The 15464-nt window shown below is 65.1% G+C and carries 15 protein-coding genes and 2 pseudogenes; 6 read left to right on the forward strand and 11 right to left on the reverse strand.

Annotated elements, in window-relative coordinates; genetic code table 11:
• Window position 1: 1 nt before the first annotated feature.
• From AB3X99_RS19070 to AB3X99_RS19085, 4 genes are all read right to left on the reverse strand, one after another.
• Window positions 2–427 carry an organic hydroperoxide resistance protein gene (locus AB3X99_RS19070; protein ID WP_069266029.1) on the reverse strand — a complete coding sequence of 142 codons (426 nt, stop codon included), beginning with the start codon at window positions 425–427 and terminating at the stop codon, window positions 2–4.
• 279 nt (window positions 428–706) lie between these two features.
• Complete coding sequence (locus AB3X99_RS19075; protein ID WP_069266028.1) at window positions 707–1273, reverse strand: TetR/AcrR family transcriptional regulator; 567 nt, start codon at window positions 1271–1273, stop codon at window positions 707–709.
• Between the two features lie 101 nt (window positions 1274–1374).
• Window positions 1375–2010, reverse strand: coding sequence for a LysE family translocator (locus AB3X99_RS19080; protein WP_368617786.1), 636 nt, complete (start codon window positions 2008–2010; stop codon window positions 1375–1377).
• Between the two features lie 112 nt (window positions 2011–2122).
• The gene (locus AB3X99_RS19085; protein WP_069266026.1) at window positions 2123–2845 is read right to left on the reverse strand and encodes a CerR family C-terminal domain-containing protein; all 723 of its coding nucleotides are present in this window, start codon (window positions 2843–2845) and stop codon (window positions 2123–2125) included.
• Between the two features lie 95 nt (window positions 2846–2940).
• Here AB3X99_RS19085 and AB3X99_RS19090 point away from each other — a divergent pair, with 95 nt between their 5' ends.
• The 3 genes from AB3X99_RS19090 to AB3X99_RS19100 are packed head-to-tail and all read left to right on the forward strand — an operon-like array spanning window position 2941 to window position 7184.
• A complete protein-coding gene (locus tag AB3X99_RS19090; RefSeq protein WP_368604753.1) occupies window positions 2941–4077 on the forward strand; it encodes an HlyD family secretion protein in 1137 nt (378 codons plus the stop codon).
• Window positions 4013–5659 carry an MDR family MFS transporter gene (locus AB3X99_RS19095; RefSeq protein WP_368617787.1) on the forward strand — a complete coding sequence of 549 codons (1647 nt, stop codon included), beginning with the start codon at window positions 4013–4015 and terminating at the stop codon, window positions 5657–5659. The genes AB3X99_RS19090 and AB3X99_RS19095 overlap by 65 nt, the downstream gene beginning before the upstream one ends.
• Before the next feature lie 16 nt (window positions 5660–5675).
• Complete coding sequence (locus AB3X99_RS19100; protein ID WP_368617788.1) at window positions 5676–7184, forward strand: efflux transporter outer membrane subunit; 1509 nt, start codon at window positions 5676–5678, stop codon at window positions 7182–7184.
• Here the strand turns inward: AB3X99_RS19100 and AB3X99_RS19105 are convergent.
• Window positions 7181–7336, reverse strand: a pseudogene (locus AB3X99_RS19105) (DNA-binding transcriptional regulator KdgR); the annotation flags it as partial. The gene AB3X99_RS19100 and the pseudogene AB3X99_RS19105 sit on opposite strands and share 4 nt — an antisense overlap.
• On the opposite strand from AB3X99_RS19105, the pseudogene AB3X99_RS19110 reads away from it, so the two are divergent.
• Window positions 7337–7510 (forward strand): annotated as a pseudogene (locus AB3X99_RS19110) (2-keto-3-deoxygluconate permease); the annotation flags it as partial. It abuts the pseudogene before it with no gap.
• A 3-nt stretch (window positions 7511–7513) separates the two neighbouring features.
• Here AB3X99_RS19110 and AB3X99_RS19115 read toward each other — a convergent pair.
• Both AB3X99_RS19115 and AB3X99_RS19120 read right to left on the reverse strand, forming a co-directional pair.
• The gene (locus AB3X99_RS19115) at window positions 7514–8059 is read right to left on the reverse strand and encodes a cytochrome b (protein ID WP_368617789.1); all 546 of its coding nucleotides are present in this window, start codon (window positions 8057–8059) and stop codon (window positions 7514–7516) included.
• The gene (locus AB3X99_RS19120; protein WP_368617790.1) at window positions 8056–9114 is read right to left on the reverse strand and encodes a catalase family peroxidase; all 1059 of its coding nucleotides are present in this window, start codon (window positions 9112–9114) and stop codon (window positions 8056–8058) included. Before AB3X99_RS19120 ends, AB3X99_RS19115 begins: the two co-directional genes overlap by 4 nt.
• A 225-nt stretch (window positions 9115–9339) precedes the next feature.
• Between AB3X99_RS19120 and AB3X99_RS19125 the strand changes: the two genes are divergently transcribed.
• On the forward strand, window positions 9340–9738 hold the full coding sequence (locus tag AB3X99_RS19125) for a GFA family protein (RefSeq protein ID WP_368617791.1): 399 nt from the start codon (window positions 9340–9342) through the stop codon (window positions 9736–9738).
• Window positions 9739–9773: 35 nt separating this feature from the next.
• Here AB3X99_RS19125 and AB3X99_RS19130 read toward each other — a convergent pair whose 3' ends face one another.
• The 4 genes from AB3X99_RS19130 to AB3X99_RS19145 form a co-directional block, all read right to left on the reverse strand.
• The gene (locus AB3X99_RS19130) at window positions 9774–11216 is read right to left on the reverse strand and encodes an NAD-dependent succinate-semialdehyde dehydrogenase (protein ID WP_069266019.1); all 1443 of its coding nucleotides are present in this window, start codon (window positions 11214–11216) and stop codon (window positions 9774–9776) included.
• 273 nt (window positions 11217–11489) lie between these two features.
• Window positions 11490–13619 (reverse strand): phosphocholine-specific phospholipase C, encoded by a 2130-nt coding sequence (locus tag AB3X99_RS19135; protein WP_368617792.1) that lies wholly within the window; start codon window positions 13617–13619, stop codon window positions 11490–11492.
• Between the two features lie 78 nt (window positions 13620–13697).
• Window positions 13698–14162 (reverse strand): hypothetical protein, encoded by a 465-nt coding sequence (locus AB3X99_RS19140; protein WP_368617793.1) that lies wholly within the window; start codon window positions 14160–14162, stop codon window positions 13698–13700.
• Between the two features lie 139 nt (window positions 14163–14301).
• Window positions 14302–14667 carry a DUF1330 domain-containing protein gene (locus AB3X99_RS19145; protein ID WP_368617794.1) on the reverse strand — a complete coding sequence of 122 codons (366 nt, stop codon included), beginning with the start codon at window positions 14665–14667 and terminating at the stop codon, window positions 14302–14304.
• A 312-nt stretch (window positions 14668–14979) separates the two neighbouring features.
• Between AB3X99_RS19145 and AB3X99_RS19150 the strand changes: the two genes are divergently transcribed.
• Complete coding sequence (locus tag AB3X99_RS19150; RefSeq protein WP_133180138.1) at window positions 14980–15462, forward strand: type VI secretion system tube protein TssD; 483 nt, start codon at window positions 14980–14982, stop codon at window positions 15460–15462.
• Window positions 15463–15464 lie beyond the last annotated feature (2 nt).

The raw sequence follows: 15464 nt of genomic DNA on the forward strand, positions 1-15464 counted from the left end.
CTTAGACGATCGTGAGCGTCACGTCGATGTTGCCGCGCGTGGCGTTCGAGTACGGGCACACGATATGGGCCTTGTCGACGAGCGCCTGGGCGGCTGCGCGATCCATGCCGGGCAACGAAATCTTCAGTTCGACTTCGATGCCGAAGCCATTCGGAATCTGGCCGATGCCGACATTGCCGGTGATCGAGACATCGGCGGGCAGGGCAATCTTGTCGCGCGCCGAGACGAACTTCATTGCGCCGATGAAGCATGCGCTGTAGCCCGCGGCGAACAGCTGCTCGGGGTTCGTGCCGTCGCCGCCCGCGCCGCCGAGTTCGCGCGGCGTGGTGAGCTTGAGGTCCAGGTTGCTGGCGGGAATGACGGCACGGCCGTCGCGGCCGCCGGTGACGTTGGCTTCGGCGCGGTAGAGGACTTTTTCGATCGACATGACAGGCTCCTTTGAGCAAAGACGGTTCGTTGAAGGTACGGCGGAGTACGGCATTCAATTTACTGATGCAAGGCGACAGCCATGTGCACCAGGGTCCAGCAGAAGAGCGGCGCTTGCGAATTTCCGGTCGTCAGTTTTTGTATTCTATCTATTGCCAGATAGATTTCCGGCCGTCGAAACACGTTCATGATGCTCCTCTTTCTAGCTATCTATCAGAAGATAGAATTCGCGGCCCGATAAAGGGGCGCTGAGCCGCCCCGTGTTTCAGGCCAGAGTACGTTACTGAGCCACGCGCCACATGGCTTCGACATCTTCGAGGCGCGACTTCGTATGGAACAGCCGGCTCGCCAGGACGCTGCCCTGCAAGGCAGCGAACAACGTACGGGCCGAGCTTTCCGGCTTGCCCCGCACGACCAGCGTGCCTTCTTTCGCGCCTTGAGCCAGCACCTCGGCCAGCCAGCTTTCGTTGGCGCGGAAGAACGCCTGCACAGCGTGACGCACAGTTTCCGGCAGTGATTCGATGTCGGCGGCCAGCATGCCGCACAGACAGATCTGATTGCCGTCGCCCAGCGTCTTGCCGAAGAGCCGCGTGTACGTAGCGAGCTTTTCGCGCGCCGGCAGCGCCGCGTCGATCGACTGCAATCCCGCCATGACTTCGCCGCTGTACTGGCTCACCGCTTCGAGCACCAGGTCGTCTTTCGACGGGAAGTAATAGTGGATGCTCGACGTTTTCACGCCCACCAGCTCTGACAGGTCGCGGTAGCTGAACCCGTTGTAGCCGCGCAGCATCATGAGGGTGATGGCGTGGTCGAGAACCTGCTCCCGCACTGTCAGCTTCGTGTTCATGGGCTCCAATTTATCTACTGGAAGATAGATTGTCAAGCGCCTCACGAAATAAATTCCAGTGCGCCGGGCGCGACCTTGTGGCCGCGTCCGGCGGGGCGGCGTCAGATCCCGCGATGCCCGGCGCTGAAAATGAGGCGCAGGCCCAAGGCCCCGATCGCGCCGGCCGCAACGCGGTCGATCCAGCTCTTGGCGCGCAGATAGAGATCGCGCGGACGCTGACTCGAAAAGCACAGCGCGACGACGGTGTACCAGCCGGTTTCGATCGCGAAGACGAGCGGTGGCAACGCGAAGTAGCACCACAGCGGCGGGTTATGCGGCAGCAGCGCGACGAAGATGCCGCCGTAGGCAATGGCCGTTTTCGGGTTGCTGAGCTGGGTGGTGAGGCCGCTCCAGTACGACGTGCCGGGGCGCTCGCCGGGTGCGGCCGTCCTGCTCACCGTGACGGGCGAGCCCGCGCCGCGCCAGATGCGCGAAGCGATATAGAGCAGATAGGCGCCGCCTGCGATCTTGAGCGCGGCGTACAGCCAGGCCACGGTGGCAAGCAGGGTGTAGAGCCCGGCGAGTGCGATGCCCGCGAAGCAGATCGCACCCGTGCCCATGCCGAGCGCGGTGGCGACGCCGTCGCGGCGCGAGAGACCGATCGAGTTGCGCGCGACGAGCACGAAGCTCGGCCCGGGGCTCATGGCCCCGATCAGGACAGCGAGGAGAATGCTGGCAACGGCGGCGAGGGGAGACATGCTGGCGGCTCCATGCGGGTGGGCATTTCGAACACTAACACGCGCGCAGATGCGCCGCGGGGATTCCTCACTGGCGCCGGGGGATCGTGCCGGCCGCCCGAATAGTGCTTAGTTATCTTGAGCGATTGGGCTTGTCGCGCTCGCGATTCCAGTGGCGCAGCAGCACGCGCGTTTGTTCCGCGATGCTCTCTTTCAGAAAATCGGCCTTCGCCCTGTCGATGTCGTCCCAGCCGAGCATCGAGAGCGTGGAGCGGCGGGCGATGAAGAAAAGCAGAAACTGCCCATACAGGCTGAACATGCGCACCACGGTGAGCGGATCGCGGGCCGGCATGCCGGTAATGCGTTCGAGCAGTTCCACGTTGATGGTGTTCAGCGGCGAGCGCACGCGCTCACGCAGGATTTCCGAGCCGATCTCCGGTTCGCCGCCGCCCTGTTCGCGCGCGAAGAAGAGACGCTGGTCCGGCCCGTGCTGCTTGACGAAGGAACGGTCGGCCACGGCCGACTGGATGTCGATGAAGGCGTCGATCAGCGCTTCGACGTCCGCGTTGTGCTCGAGCGCTTCGCGTGCACGCAGCACGGCCGGCGCGAACGATTGCCACGATTCGTCGGCGATCGACTCCGCGCAGGCGCGATAGAGGCCTTCCTTGTTCTCGAAGTAATACTGCAGCGCCGGCGCGTTCACGCCCGCGCGCGCGGCGATGTCGCGCGTGGAGGCGCCGTCGAAGCCGTGCTGCCCGAACAGGCTGATGGCCGCCTCGATGATCTTGCGACGTGTCTCGTCGCCACGCGCATAGCCTCCGTCGGGCGAGCGTCGCAGTTTCTTACCTTCGCTCATGCATTTCCTTTCGTATCCCTGCGAAATATAACACTTGACACAATTTTTCCAGGTGGAATAATTTTGCCGACTGGAATAAATTGAGAATCAACAACATGTCTACGACTGCAGGCGCGCCCGGACGCGACGTGCCGGACGCCACCGCTGCACCTGCGCGCAGCGGCGCGAAACGAACCCTTCTGATCCTGCTGGGACTGGCGGCGCTCATCGCCGCTGCGGTGTGGCTGGGCCACTGGTGGGTCGTCGGGCGCTTCATCGAATCCACTGACGACGCCTATCTGCAGGCCGACAGCGTGACGATCGCCCCGAAGGTGAGCGGCTATGTGACGGACGTCTACGTGGCCGACAACCAGGCCGTGAAAATGGGCGACCCGCTCGTGAAGCTCGACGCGCGCCAGTATCAGGTGGCGCTCGACCAGGCGCAGGCCACCGTCGATGCGCGCACAGCGGACATCGAGCATGCGCAGGCGCAGATCGAGCAGCAGCGGGCGAACGTCGCTCAGGCACAGGCGCAGCAGGAAGTCGCCCAGGTGAGCCTGCGCCACGCGAACGACGAAGTGGCGCGCTACGCGCCGCTCGCGGCCACGGGTGCAGAAACGACCGAACGGCTTGCCGAACTGAAGAGCGAACGCGACAAGGCGCAGGCCACGCTCGCCGCCGACGCAGCCGCCGTCACGTCCGCGCGCTCGCAGATCTCGGCGCTGAACGCGCAGCTCTCGCAGGCGCGCGCGCAGCTCGAGGCGGCGCGTGCGAACGCCGCGCAGTCGCAACTCGACCTCGACAATACCGTGGTGAAGAGCGCACTGGCGGGCCGCGTGGGCGACCGGACCGTCCGTGTGGGCCAGTACGTGCAGCCGGGCACGCGCATGCTGACCGTCGTGCCGGTGCAACGCACCTACCTCACGGCGAACTTCAAGGAAACGCAGATCGGCCGCATGCGTGCGGGCCAGCCCGTGGAGCTGCATGTCGACGCGCTGCCTGGCCACACGCTGCACGGCGTGGTGGACAGCTTCTCGCCGGGTACCGGCGCGCAGTTCGCGCTCTTGCCGCCCGAGAACGCCACCGGCAACTTCACGAAGATCGTGCAGCGCGTGCCGGTGCGCATCCGCCTCGATACCGGGCCCGAAACGCGCAGCGTGCTGCTGCCGGGCATGTCGGTGACCGTCGATGTCGACACGCGCTCCGCGCGTGAGGACGACCGCCGTATCGACCAAGAGAACCACCGTGGCTAATACGGCTCGCGCAGCGGTGCCGCATCCGCACGGCGAGCGCGCGAGCGCGGCCGACTGGATCGCCGTCGCGGCGGGTGCGCTGGGCGCATTGATGGCCACGCTCGACATTTCCATCACGAACTCGGCGCTGCCGCAGATCCAGGGGCAGATTGGCGCGACCGGCACCGAGGGTACGTGGATCTCCACGGGCTATCTGATGTCCGAGATCGTGATGATTCCGCTCGCCGCGTGGCTCACGCGGGTGTTCGGACTGCGAAATTTCCTGCTCGCGAACTCGGCGCTCTTCATCGCCTTTTCGATGATGTGCGGCTGGTCGACTACGCTCGGCATGATGATCGCCGGGCGTATCGGCCAGGGCTTCACGGGCGGCGCGATGATTCCGACCGGGCAGACCATCATCCGCACGCGCCTGCCGCTTTCGCAACTGCCCGTGGGCATGACGGTGTTCGGCCTGATCGTGCTGCTCGGCCCGCTGCTCGGGCCCGTGGTGGGCGGCTGGCTGGCGGAGAACATCAGCTGGAGCTGGTGCTTCTTCATCAATTTGCCGGTGTGTCTCGCACTCATCACGCTGCTTATCGTCGGCCTCGAGCCCGACCGGCCGCACTGGGAAGCCTTTCTCAAGGCGGACTGGCTCGGCATTGCCGGACTGGCAGTGGGCCTGAGTTCGCTGACCGTCGTGCTCGAGGAAGGCCAGCGCGAACGCTGGTTCGAGTCGAGCTTCATCGTCACGCTCACGTGGGTCTCGCTCGGGGGCATGGTGCTCATCGCGCTTTCGCAGTTCACCGCGAAAAAGCCGATTCTGCGTCTGTCGCTCATGCGCAATCCGCGCTATGCGAGCGTCATCATCATCGTGTTTGCAGTCGGCGCCGGGCTTTACGGTATTTCGTATCTGCTGCCGCAGTTTCTGAGCCTCGTCGCCGGCTACAACGCGCAGCAGTCCGGCGCGATCATGCTGCTTTCGGGGCTGCCCGCTTTCCTCGTGATGCCGATTCTGCCGCGCTTGCTAGCCAAGGTGGACTTTCGCATCCTGGTGGTGTCCGGGCTGCTGCTCTTCACGTTGAGTTGCATGCTCGACATTTCGCTCACGGCGCAGAGCGTCGGTCACGATTTCGTCTGGTCGCAGCTCGTACGCGGCGTCGCGCAAATGCTCGCGATGATGCCGCTGAACCAGGCGTCGATGGCGGCGGTGTCGCGCGAAGATTCCGGCGACGCGGCCGGCCTCTACAACATGGCGCGCAATCTGGGCGGCTCGGTGGGTCTTGCGATCATCGGCACGCTCATCGACCGGCGCGAGACGTTCCATACCGCCGTGCTGCGCGAATCGCTCAGCGCCAATTCGGTCATCGGCCAGGAGCGCGTGGCCGGGAGCGCGGCCAACTGGTTCACGCAGACGGGCGACATGGCGCATTCGCAAATGCAGGCGCTCGGCCAGATCGCGGCGCAGATCACGCAGCAATCGATGGTCATCACGTACTCCGAAACATTCTGGGTGCTCGGCATCGCGCTGGCGGCGTGCGTGCCGCTCGCGCTCCTGCTCAAGAAGCCGCAGCCTGGCGCACAAACGCCGTCTGGCGGCCACTGAAGATTATCACTGACTCATGACGGCAACCCGTTACTCCCGAATCTCCTACGCCGCGCTGAGCGCGTTCGCGGCCGCCTGCTCGCTGGCCGCCTGCACCGTCGGCCCCGACTATCACGGCGCACCGGCCGTCGCGCCGGAAGCGGCGAACGCCGCTTCGTTCCTGCGCACGCCCGCGCGAGGCGTGACGCCCGCGCGTGCACCGAGCCAATGGTGGCTTGCGCTGAACGACCCGCAACTGAACACGCTGATCGAAGCGGCGCTTGCCCACAATCCCGATGTGCGCGCGGCGCAGGCGCGTCTGCGCGCCTCGCGCGCGCAGCTGCAGCAGCAACGCGCCGCCGAATTGCCGAAGGTCGGCGCGAGCGCGGCGGCGATCCGCATGCGTGAGCCCAACCTGGGCGCCTTGACGTCGTCGAGCAGCAGCTCGGGTCAGGGCGGCTCTTCGGGCGGCGGCCCGATCACGTTCTACACGGCGGGCTTCGATGCCTCGTGGGAAATCGACCTGTTCGGCGGCACGCGCCGCGCCGTGGAAGCAGCGAGCGACGAGGCCGATGCCGTGGACGCCGATCTTGCGGATACCCAGGTATCGCTCGCGGCCGAAGTCGCGCAGGCCTATATCGACCTGCGCGACGAGCAGCAGCGCCTGACCATCGCGCAGCGCACGGCGCAACTGCAGCAGGAGATGCTCACGCTCACCGAGCAGCGCCGCGCGGGCGGTACGGCGGCCGAGGTGGACGTGGAGCGGCTCACCACCCAGGTGGAGAACACGCGCTCCACGATTACGCCGCTCGCGGCGCAAGTGGAAATATCGCTGGATCAACTGGCCGTGCTCACCGGCAAGGCGCCCGGCGCGCTGGATGCGGAACTGGCGACGGCGCAGCCGCTGCCCACGCTGCCCGCCAGCGTGCCCGTGAGCGATCCCACCACGATGCTCGCGCAGCGTCCCGATATTCGCGCGGCGGAGCGCCGCCTCGCCTCGAGCAACGCGCAGATCGGCGAGCACGTGGCGGATTTTCTGCCCAAGCTCACGCTGTTCGGCGACCTCGGCTTTACGGCTGCTGAGCCGGGGCACTTGTTCCGTAAAAGCAATTTCAGCTGGGTTGGGGCGCCGTATCTGCAGTGGAACGTGTTCGACTTCGGGCGCACGCTGGGCGCGGTGCACGGCGCGCAAGCGTCGCGCGACGAAGCCGAAGCGCATTACGAGAAGGCCGTGCTCGCGGCGTTGCAGGACGCCAACGCGTCGCTCTCGCGCTATGGCTATCAGCGCGAGCATCTGGTGACTTTGCAGAAGGTGCAGGTTTCTGCCGAGCGTTCCGCGACGCTCATGCGCCAGCGCTACCGCGCAGGGGCGTCGAGCCTCGTCGACCTGCTCGACACGCAGCGCACGGAATTCGCCGCGCAGCAGAACGTGGTGTCGGGCCAGGCCGATTTGCTCAAGGACTACGTGTCGCTGCAGAAGAGCCTCGGTCTCGGCTGGCAGACCACTGCGGCAGCCACGGTCGCGACAGCCGCCCCTCCGGGCTAACCGGGTTCGGCAGGCGCATGCTCGTGCACGGCCGGCTCACGATAGCCGAGCCGCGCCGAGATTGCCGCGCCCGCGCGCTTGAGCAGGGCGATGTAGCGCGCTTTCGTATCCGCGCCGCAGCGCATGGTCGGAAACGAGATCGAGAGGCCGGCGTTGCGGGCGGCAACGGTGCTGCGGGCCTCGCGGCATCGTCAACGGCGGGCGCGGCGGTGGCGAATCCGGCCATCATCGGCGAGATGATTCCGCGTTTCGAACCGCTCGTGCCGGCGGCGACGGCGATGGTCGCCATCGCCTGCCTCGTGACCGCGATCCTCGTGCCGATGCTCGCGTCAGCTGCGTGCCTCGCCGCGTGCCATGCTGGCGAGTACGCCGTCACGGCGAATGAGCGCGTGAAAAAGCGCGGCGCCCAGATGCAGCAGCACAGTCGCGTAGAGCGCCATCGCAAGCCACGTATGCGCGGCGCGCAGCCATGCATAGAGCGTGACGTTATGCGGCACGATGGGCGGCAGGTGCACGCCGCCGAACATCACGATGGGATAGCCGCCCGCGGATAGCATCGACCAGCCGATCAGCGGCATGGCGATCATCAACGCATAGAGGACGAGATGCGAGGCGTGCGCGCCGAGGCGCTGCCAGACGGGCAGATCGGCCGGCAGGGGCGGTACGCCGCGCGTGAGCCGCACGGCCAGGCGCAGCAGCACGAGCGCGAGCAGCGCGATGCCCAGCGGCCGGTGGAGCGCGATCAAGGTGTCATGCAGCCTCGAGACGGTCGAGACCATCCCTACGCCGACGAACAGCATCGTAACGATCAGGACTGCCATCGACCAGTGAAGCAGGCGCTGGAGTGCGCTGAAGTGTTGGCGCGGTTGTTTCATGGCTGCACGTCTCCATGCGTTTGCGTGAGGTCGGCCTCTTCACGCGTGCGTCGATTGAACGAAACGGCATACGCTGCCGAACGGGCGGCGAGCAAGGGGTCGTCCGAAGGCTTCAGGCCGTTGGGCAGGATGGTCGGATCGTAGTTCACGTCGCGGCACATGCCGTTGGCTTGCGGCTCGGCGCGCTGCAAGACCAGCGTGCCGGCGTCGATCTGCTGGCGGTCCGCGGGCCATGACAGCGTGGCGTCGTTCGTGGGGTCGCCCGGTGCGGCGACCGTGAGCACCAGATGCCAGCGTAGCGGTCCTCCGGCGAAACGCGTGGAGAAGTCGCCGGCGAGGAAGTTCGGATCGGCTCTTTCTGCCGCGGTTTGCGGTGCATAAGCCACTTCGGGCACGGTCTGCCAGCGCACGGCGTGCTGGTTGCCCGCGGCATCGGTCGCGATGAACGCGTTGACGCTGTAGAACGCCGTATTCGCGAAACTGGAGGAGGGCGGGTGCGCCTTGAGCCACTGGCGGAACGGCAGCGTTTCCGGGTTCGCCTGGAAGAAGGCGTCGAGCTTCGCGGGGTCGGGCTTGCCCGTCGCCGGGTCCGGCTTCGAGGCGACTAGCTGGCTATAGAACTGCTTCGGGGTGCGAACGACGAAGATGGGCACGGAATTCATGCCGGTGCGCCATTGCTCGCCGTCCTGCAGCTGGAACAGCAATGCCATGCTGCGCACGGGCGTGCTCGCGTCCGGCGCGCCGGGGTTGCTGCCGGGAATGGCCAAGCGTCCGTTCACGGGTGTGCGTCCTGGCGCGAACACCGCTGCTCGCGAGACCTGCGCGCCGTTGCCGTTGCTTTCGAACCAGCCTTCCACGCAAAGCCCCTTGGCGTGGTTGCGCCGATAGCCCGAGTGGATGCCGTAGTTCGACTCGAACGTATTGATGATATGTGGCGCGGTGATGCGCTTCGGCGTGAGCCAGCCGGCCGTCCATGCAAATGCCGCGCCAGCGCACCCCACCACCACCGCAATGGCCGCGAGCCGGCACGGCACGCAGATCGAGGCGCGGTTCACGGGCGGGCTCCGGTGCGCATGCGCCGCAACGCATGCGAAAGCGAAATGTGTGCGAGTGTATGCATGATGGATCCAGTCGATGGGGTCCGAGGGTCGTTACTGGCGTCAACAACACGTCGCCGCGTTTTATTCCATGCGCGAAGCGAATTCGTGCAACCATGCCCGGGCGGTCGTGGTTACCGTGCCGAAAGCGTTGAGCAGGCGTGGTGTGCGAAGGAGAGAGCGATGCTGACTGGCGGCTGTTCATGCGGCAAGGTCCGCTACCAGATTTCGGCTGCGCCGGTCGGCAGCACGGTATGCCATTGCGCGGATTGCCGGCGTGCAACAGGTGCGCCGTTCGTCGGCTGGCTCAGCGTGCCGTGGAGTGCGTTCCGGCTCGTTGCGGGCGCAACGAAAACGCATGCGTCGAGTCCGGGTGTCGAGCGCGCGTTCTGCGCCGATTGTGGCACGCCGCTCACGTACCGGCACGCGGCGTTCGTGGGCGAGATCGACATCGCGACCGGCACGCTCGATCGTCCCGACGACGCGCCGCCCGACAATCACAGCTGGACCTCGCAAAAGCTGGCCTGGGTGCAGATCGCGGACGGCTTGCCGCAATATCCGCGTGCGCTTCCCGGGCCGTAAGCCGGAGAAGCGCGCGCGTTTTCAGCGTGAAGCGATCAACGATGCTCGGTCACAAACTTCGTGACGAGATAGGCTTCCATCGCTTCGCTGCCGCCTTCCGAGCCGTAACCCGAGTCCTTCACGCCGCCGAACGGCGTTTCCGGCAGAGCGAGGCCGTGGTGGTTGATCGACAGCATGCCGGTTTCCACGTCGTCGGAGAGAGCGGCCGAAGTCGCGCTCGAACGTGTGTAGGCATACGCGGCGAGGCCGTACGGCAGCCGGTTCGCTTCGACGATCGCGTCCTTGTAGCTCGAGAAACGCGAGATCGGCGCGATCGGGCCGAACGGCTCTTCGTTCATGATGCGCGCGGAAAGCGGCACGTCGGTGAGCACGGTCGGTGCGAAGAAGTAGCCTTCGCGGCCCACGCGTTCGCCGCCCGTCAGCACCTTCGCGCCCTGTTCGCGCGCGTCGGCGACGAGGCGTTCCATGGCGGCGAGGCGGCGGTCGTTCGCGAGCGGGCCCATCTGCACGCCGTCTTCGAGACCGTTGCCCACCTTGATCGCGCGCGTCGTCGCGACGAAGTGCTCGACGAACTCGTCGTATGCGGCGTCTTCCACCATGAAGCGCGTGGGGGAGATGCACACCTGGCCCGCGTTGCGGAACTTCGCGCTCGCGAGCAGCTTGGCGGCGCGCGGCACGTCGGCGTCGGCGAAGACGATGGCGGGGGCGTGGCCGCCCAGTTCCATCGTGGCGCGCTTCATGTGCTCGCCGGCCTTCGAGGCGAGCAGCTTGCCCACCGGCGTCGAGCCCGTGAACGAGATCTTGCGGATCGCCGGATGCGCGATCAGGTACGACGACACTTCCGCGGGCACGCCGAACACGAGGTTCAGCACGCCTGCGGGCAGGCCCGCGTCGGTGAACACCTTCACGAGTTCGGCGCAGCTGGCCGGCGTTTCTTCCGGTCCCTTAAGCACGACGGTACAGCCCGAGGCGAGCGCGGCCGACACCTTGCGCACGGCCTGATTGAGCGGAAAGTTCCAGGGCGTGAACGCGGCGACCGGACCCACCGGCTCGCGCGTGACGATCTGGCGAACGGCGTCAGTACGCGAGGGAATCACGCGGCCATAGGTGCGGCGGCCTTCTTCGGCGAACCAGTCGATCGTGTCGCCGCCCGCGAGCGTTTCGAGCTTCGCTTCGCCAAACGGCTTGCCCTGCTCGCGCGTCATGATCGCGGCGATGTCGTCTGCGCGATCGCGCAGCAATTGCGCGGCGCGGCGCATGAGCTTGCTGCGCTCGAGCGGCGAGACCTTGCGCCATTCGCGGAAGGCGCGCTCGGCCGCGCTGGCCGCATCCGAAAGGTCCTGCTCGCTCGCGAGGCTCAGGCGGCCGATTTCCGCTTCGGTCGCGGGGTCGATCACGGCAATCGTCTTCGCGCCGGCGCGCCATGCGCCGTCGATGTAGATCTGGGTGTCGGGATAGGGCTTCACGCTGGAACTCATGATGGGACGATCCTTGTCAACGGTTCAACGACAGGCGCCCGCCTGCGCGCACGGCATTGCGCGCGGCGGGCGCCGGAAAATGCGGAGCGCCCATTGTGCCACTGCTTCGCCGAGGCTGCAGGGCGTGCCATTGCGAAGGGTGCGTTGGCCCCTTTTACCCACACTTTGAGACGCAGTGCATCCGCTGCGCGAGGGCAAAAAAAACGGCGCCTGAAGGCGCCGCAACCAGAGAAACAGAAAAGCAATCGTCAGACCTTCGTTCTGTGCTGGGCTTCAGCTCAGCTTCGTGACCGGCGCAACGGCCGCCGGATCGCTGATGCTCGGCCGGCCGTTCTCGATGTGTCCGGCGAAGCGCCAGGCAAACGTCGCGTCGTCGCGGCTCGTGACCGTGAGGTCGTACCAGTGATGGCTCGAGGCAAGAACCCAGACTTCGTCGATTTGCGCGCCGGCCGGCACGACGACGTTGCGCTCGTGCGCGCCATAGGCGTTGTCGGTCACGTTCAGGTGCGCGACGCTGCTGCCCGCGTTCGAGAACCTGAGGAAGAGGTTGCCGTTGGCCACGTCGTAATGCGCCGTCACGGCAGGCGCCGGTGCGCGGCCCGACTTGCCCGGACCCGATTGCGCGGCCGTACCCGCAAAGCGGCGCAAGAAGCCGTTCGGGCCATGCACCTCGAACGCATAGACGCCGTTCGTCACGGTGAGGTCCCACGTGTCGTCGAGCGACTTGCCCGCTTCGACCGTATAGCGCGACGGGCCGTCACTGCGGTTCGTGCCGTACACGTAGAAGTGCGCGCCCTGGCGGCCCTTGTTCGCGAACGTGATCGACAGCGTGTTGTTCTGCGCTTCGGCCTTCCCGTTCACATGAAGCTCGTAGGGCAGCGCACGCGCGTAGCGCACGCCGGGCTCCTGCGCGTCGATCGGCAGCGGCGTGGCCGGCACCGTGGGCGCCGAGTTGGCCGAGCACTGCTTGTCGGCGAGCGCCATGTAGTTGCTCGTGTCGGGCAGCGCGGGCATCGTGGCGTCGGGCGTGCGGAAGTCGAAGCACGTGGTGAGGTCGCCGCACACCGCGCGGCGCCACGCCGTGATGTTGGGCTCCTGCACACCGAAACGCGCCTCGATGAAGCGGATCACCGACGTGTGGTCGAACACCTGCGAGCAGACGAAGCCGCCCTTGGTCCACGGCGAGACGACCGTCATCGGCACGCGCGGTCCGAGACCATAGGGCAGGCCGTCGGCAGTGTACTTGCCGCCGCGCAGCGGGTTGACCACGTTGTGGATCTCGCCGTCCACGCTCACCGTCGACTTGCCCTGCGCGGACGTCGTGGGCGGCTGCGGCGGCACGATGTGGTCGAAGAAGCCGTCGTTCTCGTCATACATGATGAAGAGCACGGTCTTGCTCCACACATCGGGATTCGAAGTCAGCGCTTCGATGATCTGCGAAGTGTATTCGGCGCCATAGGCCGGGGTGTACTTCGGATGCTCCGAAAAGGCCGCGGGGGGCAGCAGCCATGAGACTTGCGGCAAATTGTTCTGGAGTACGTCGTTTTTGAGGTCGGCGATGGTGCGCACCGTTTGCGCGCGCTGGTAGAGGGCCGAGCCGGGTTGCGCGTTGATGAAGTTCGCGAAGTTCTGCAGGATGTTCGTGCCGTAGTTGCCGTTCAGCGGGTCGCTGCCGTTCGTGCCCTGCTGGTAGATCTGCCAGGAGATGCCGGCGGCCTGCAGGCGCTCGGGGTAGGTCGTCCACGAAAGCAATTGGTACGTGGGCGGCACGTCGCCGTCCACGAAGTCGTTGTTGTCGAGTAGCGGGCCGCCCATCGTACCGGTCGGATCGACCATGCCGGTCATGAGATACGAGCGGTTCGGGTGCGTTGGGCCAGGCAGCGAGCAGAAGTAGTTGTCGCACACCGTGAAGGCGTCGGCCAGCGCGTAGTGGAACGGAATGTCCGCGCGAAGGTAATAACCCATCGTCATGTCGGTCTTGTACTGCGGCCACTGGTTGTACAGACCGTTGTTGATTGCGTACTGCGTCGGGTACCACGAGTGGTCGAGGTCGCCCACGCATTGCGCGCTCGTCTTGAACGTGTCGAGGTGGAACGGCAGCACGGGCTTCGTGGCGTCTTCTTTCGACGGCTGGTACCACACCGGCAGGCCGCCCGGCAGCGCAATGGGCAGGCGGTCGTTATAGCCGCGTACGCCGCGCATATGGCCGAAGTAGTGGTCGAACGAACGGTTCTCCTGCATGAACACGACGATGTGCTCGACATCGCGGATCGTGCCGGTGCGCGAATTGGCCGGAATGGCCAGCGCATTGCGGATCGATTCGGGAAGAACGGTCATCGCTGCGGCGGCGGCGCCCGATTGCGCGACGGTCTGCAGGAAACGGCGACGGCTGTTTGACGTCATTGTTGCTCACCTTTCTGCTTGGGGTTGGAGTGTCGTGCCCGACGGCGTACTCGCACAAGGGCACGCAGGTGCAATGCTTCAATGGCTGGATGTTGCGGGACTGCCGGAATCGTTGCCGTTGCTGGCCTGGGTCTGCGCGCTGTCTCCCGGCGCGTAGCTCAAGACCGGCGTGACCTGGTCGCTGTCGGCGGCGAGGCTGGCCTGTGCGCCTTGCACGGGGTCGCTCGCGTTGTTCGTGGCGGTGGCCGCGTTCGCGCCGTAAGCGGGTATGGCGCTCGGGTTCGCCGAAGTGTCGGTCGAGGCGTTCGCCGACGCATTCGCCGCCGTGTTCGTGTCGGTCGGCAGTGGCGATATGCGCGCACTATTCGCCAATGGCGATTGCGATGGCGTTGCGGCGCTCTGGCTTTCCGATGGATCAGCCATCGACGAAGCTGCCGACGAGCCGTCGCCCGGGCCGCATGCATCGAGCATGATGGTTGCGAGTACAACGATCGCCGCGGTCGACAGGGTCGTCGACACGCGGTTGGTAAGGCGTATTCTCATGTGCGCATCCGTTCTGTGGGGATGGGTCGCGCACAGTTTCGCCGTCGATGAAGAAAGAATTGTGAAATGCACGAAAACGTTTGCACACGATGAATTTTCTTTGCAAACGTGCCGTGCGATAACCAATCGCTGCCGATCGCTAGTTAACGAAATCCTTTCGCTTTCCAGAGCCGTTTTCGTGAGCGGGACGCAGCACGTCGGTCGCGCGATGCGGCATCTCGACTTGATCGATCAGGAACACTTCGCCGCGCGAGTGCTCCGCGCGCAGCGGCAGGATCGCCTGATAGGCGCTCGAGCGATACCAGGCGCGCGCGATCTCGCGGTTCGCGAATTCGATCATGATGAGGTCGCCGGAAAACTTGCCCTCGAGCCGCTCCACGCGTCCTCCGTGAATGATGAAGCGGCCGGCGAAAGGGGCGAGCGTGGCGTCGATCTTCTCCAGATATTCGACGATGGCGGGGCAAGGTTCGACGTCGCGCAGATGGGCAATGGCGTAGGCGGTCATGGCAGGTCTCGTGAGCGTGAAAGGGTGGGGCCACGCTTGCGAGAATAGGGCGCGCCGGGCAGGGAATCGATTACCTGGGAGGTAAAGACCGCGGGAGCGGCGGCCCTTCCTCTCGATTAAGCCTCTCTCGAAAGGCTTTTTCTTGACCTGTATCGGGCTAAGGCACTATTTACCCAATTCCCATTGCACCTTCATTGCGCAGGAGAGATCCCTCGGGTAGAAGTGTGGGTTCACCGTTCTAATCGCGCATGGCTGTTCAAATGGCCCCGTTGTGGCGCGAGGCTCATTCGCTTTTCGAGGGAGTATTTCGATATGCCAATTCCTGCTCATTTATGGCTTAAAGATGATGGTGGCGCCGATATCAGGGGCTCGTCGACGGTCGAAAGTCGTGAAGGGAGTATCGAAATCATCAGCTTCAGTCACGGAGTCAACCTTCCCGTGGACAGCATCGCCGGAAAAGTTACCGGTGCGCGCACGCATGCGCCGATGGTGATAGAGAAGGAATTTGATGCCTCGAGCCCTTATCTTTATAAAGCAGTATCAAGAGGGCAAACGCTGAAATCAGCGGAAATAAAGTGGTATCGCATCAATGACGCCGGAAAGGAAGAGGTGTATTTCATCATGCTCCTGGAGGGTGTGAAAATCACTGGTGTCAATCCCGGTATGGTTAATATCAAGCTGGCACAAGCATCGGCGCTGAATCACGTTGAATGTGTTTCCATGATGTACGATCGCATCACGTGGCACTACACGGATGGAAACATAAAACACACCGACGCATGGACTGAGCGCTGATT

The sequence above is a fragment of the Paraburkholderia sp. BR10882 genome (assembly GCF_040948855.1).
In the GTDB taxonomy this organism is placed as follows: domain Bacteria; phylum Pseudomonadota; class Gammaproteobacteria; order Burkholderiales; family Burkholderiaceae; genus Paraburkholderia; species Paraburkholderia nodosa_A.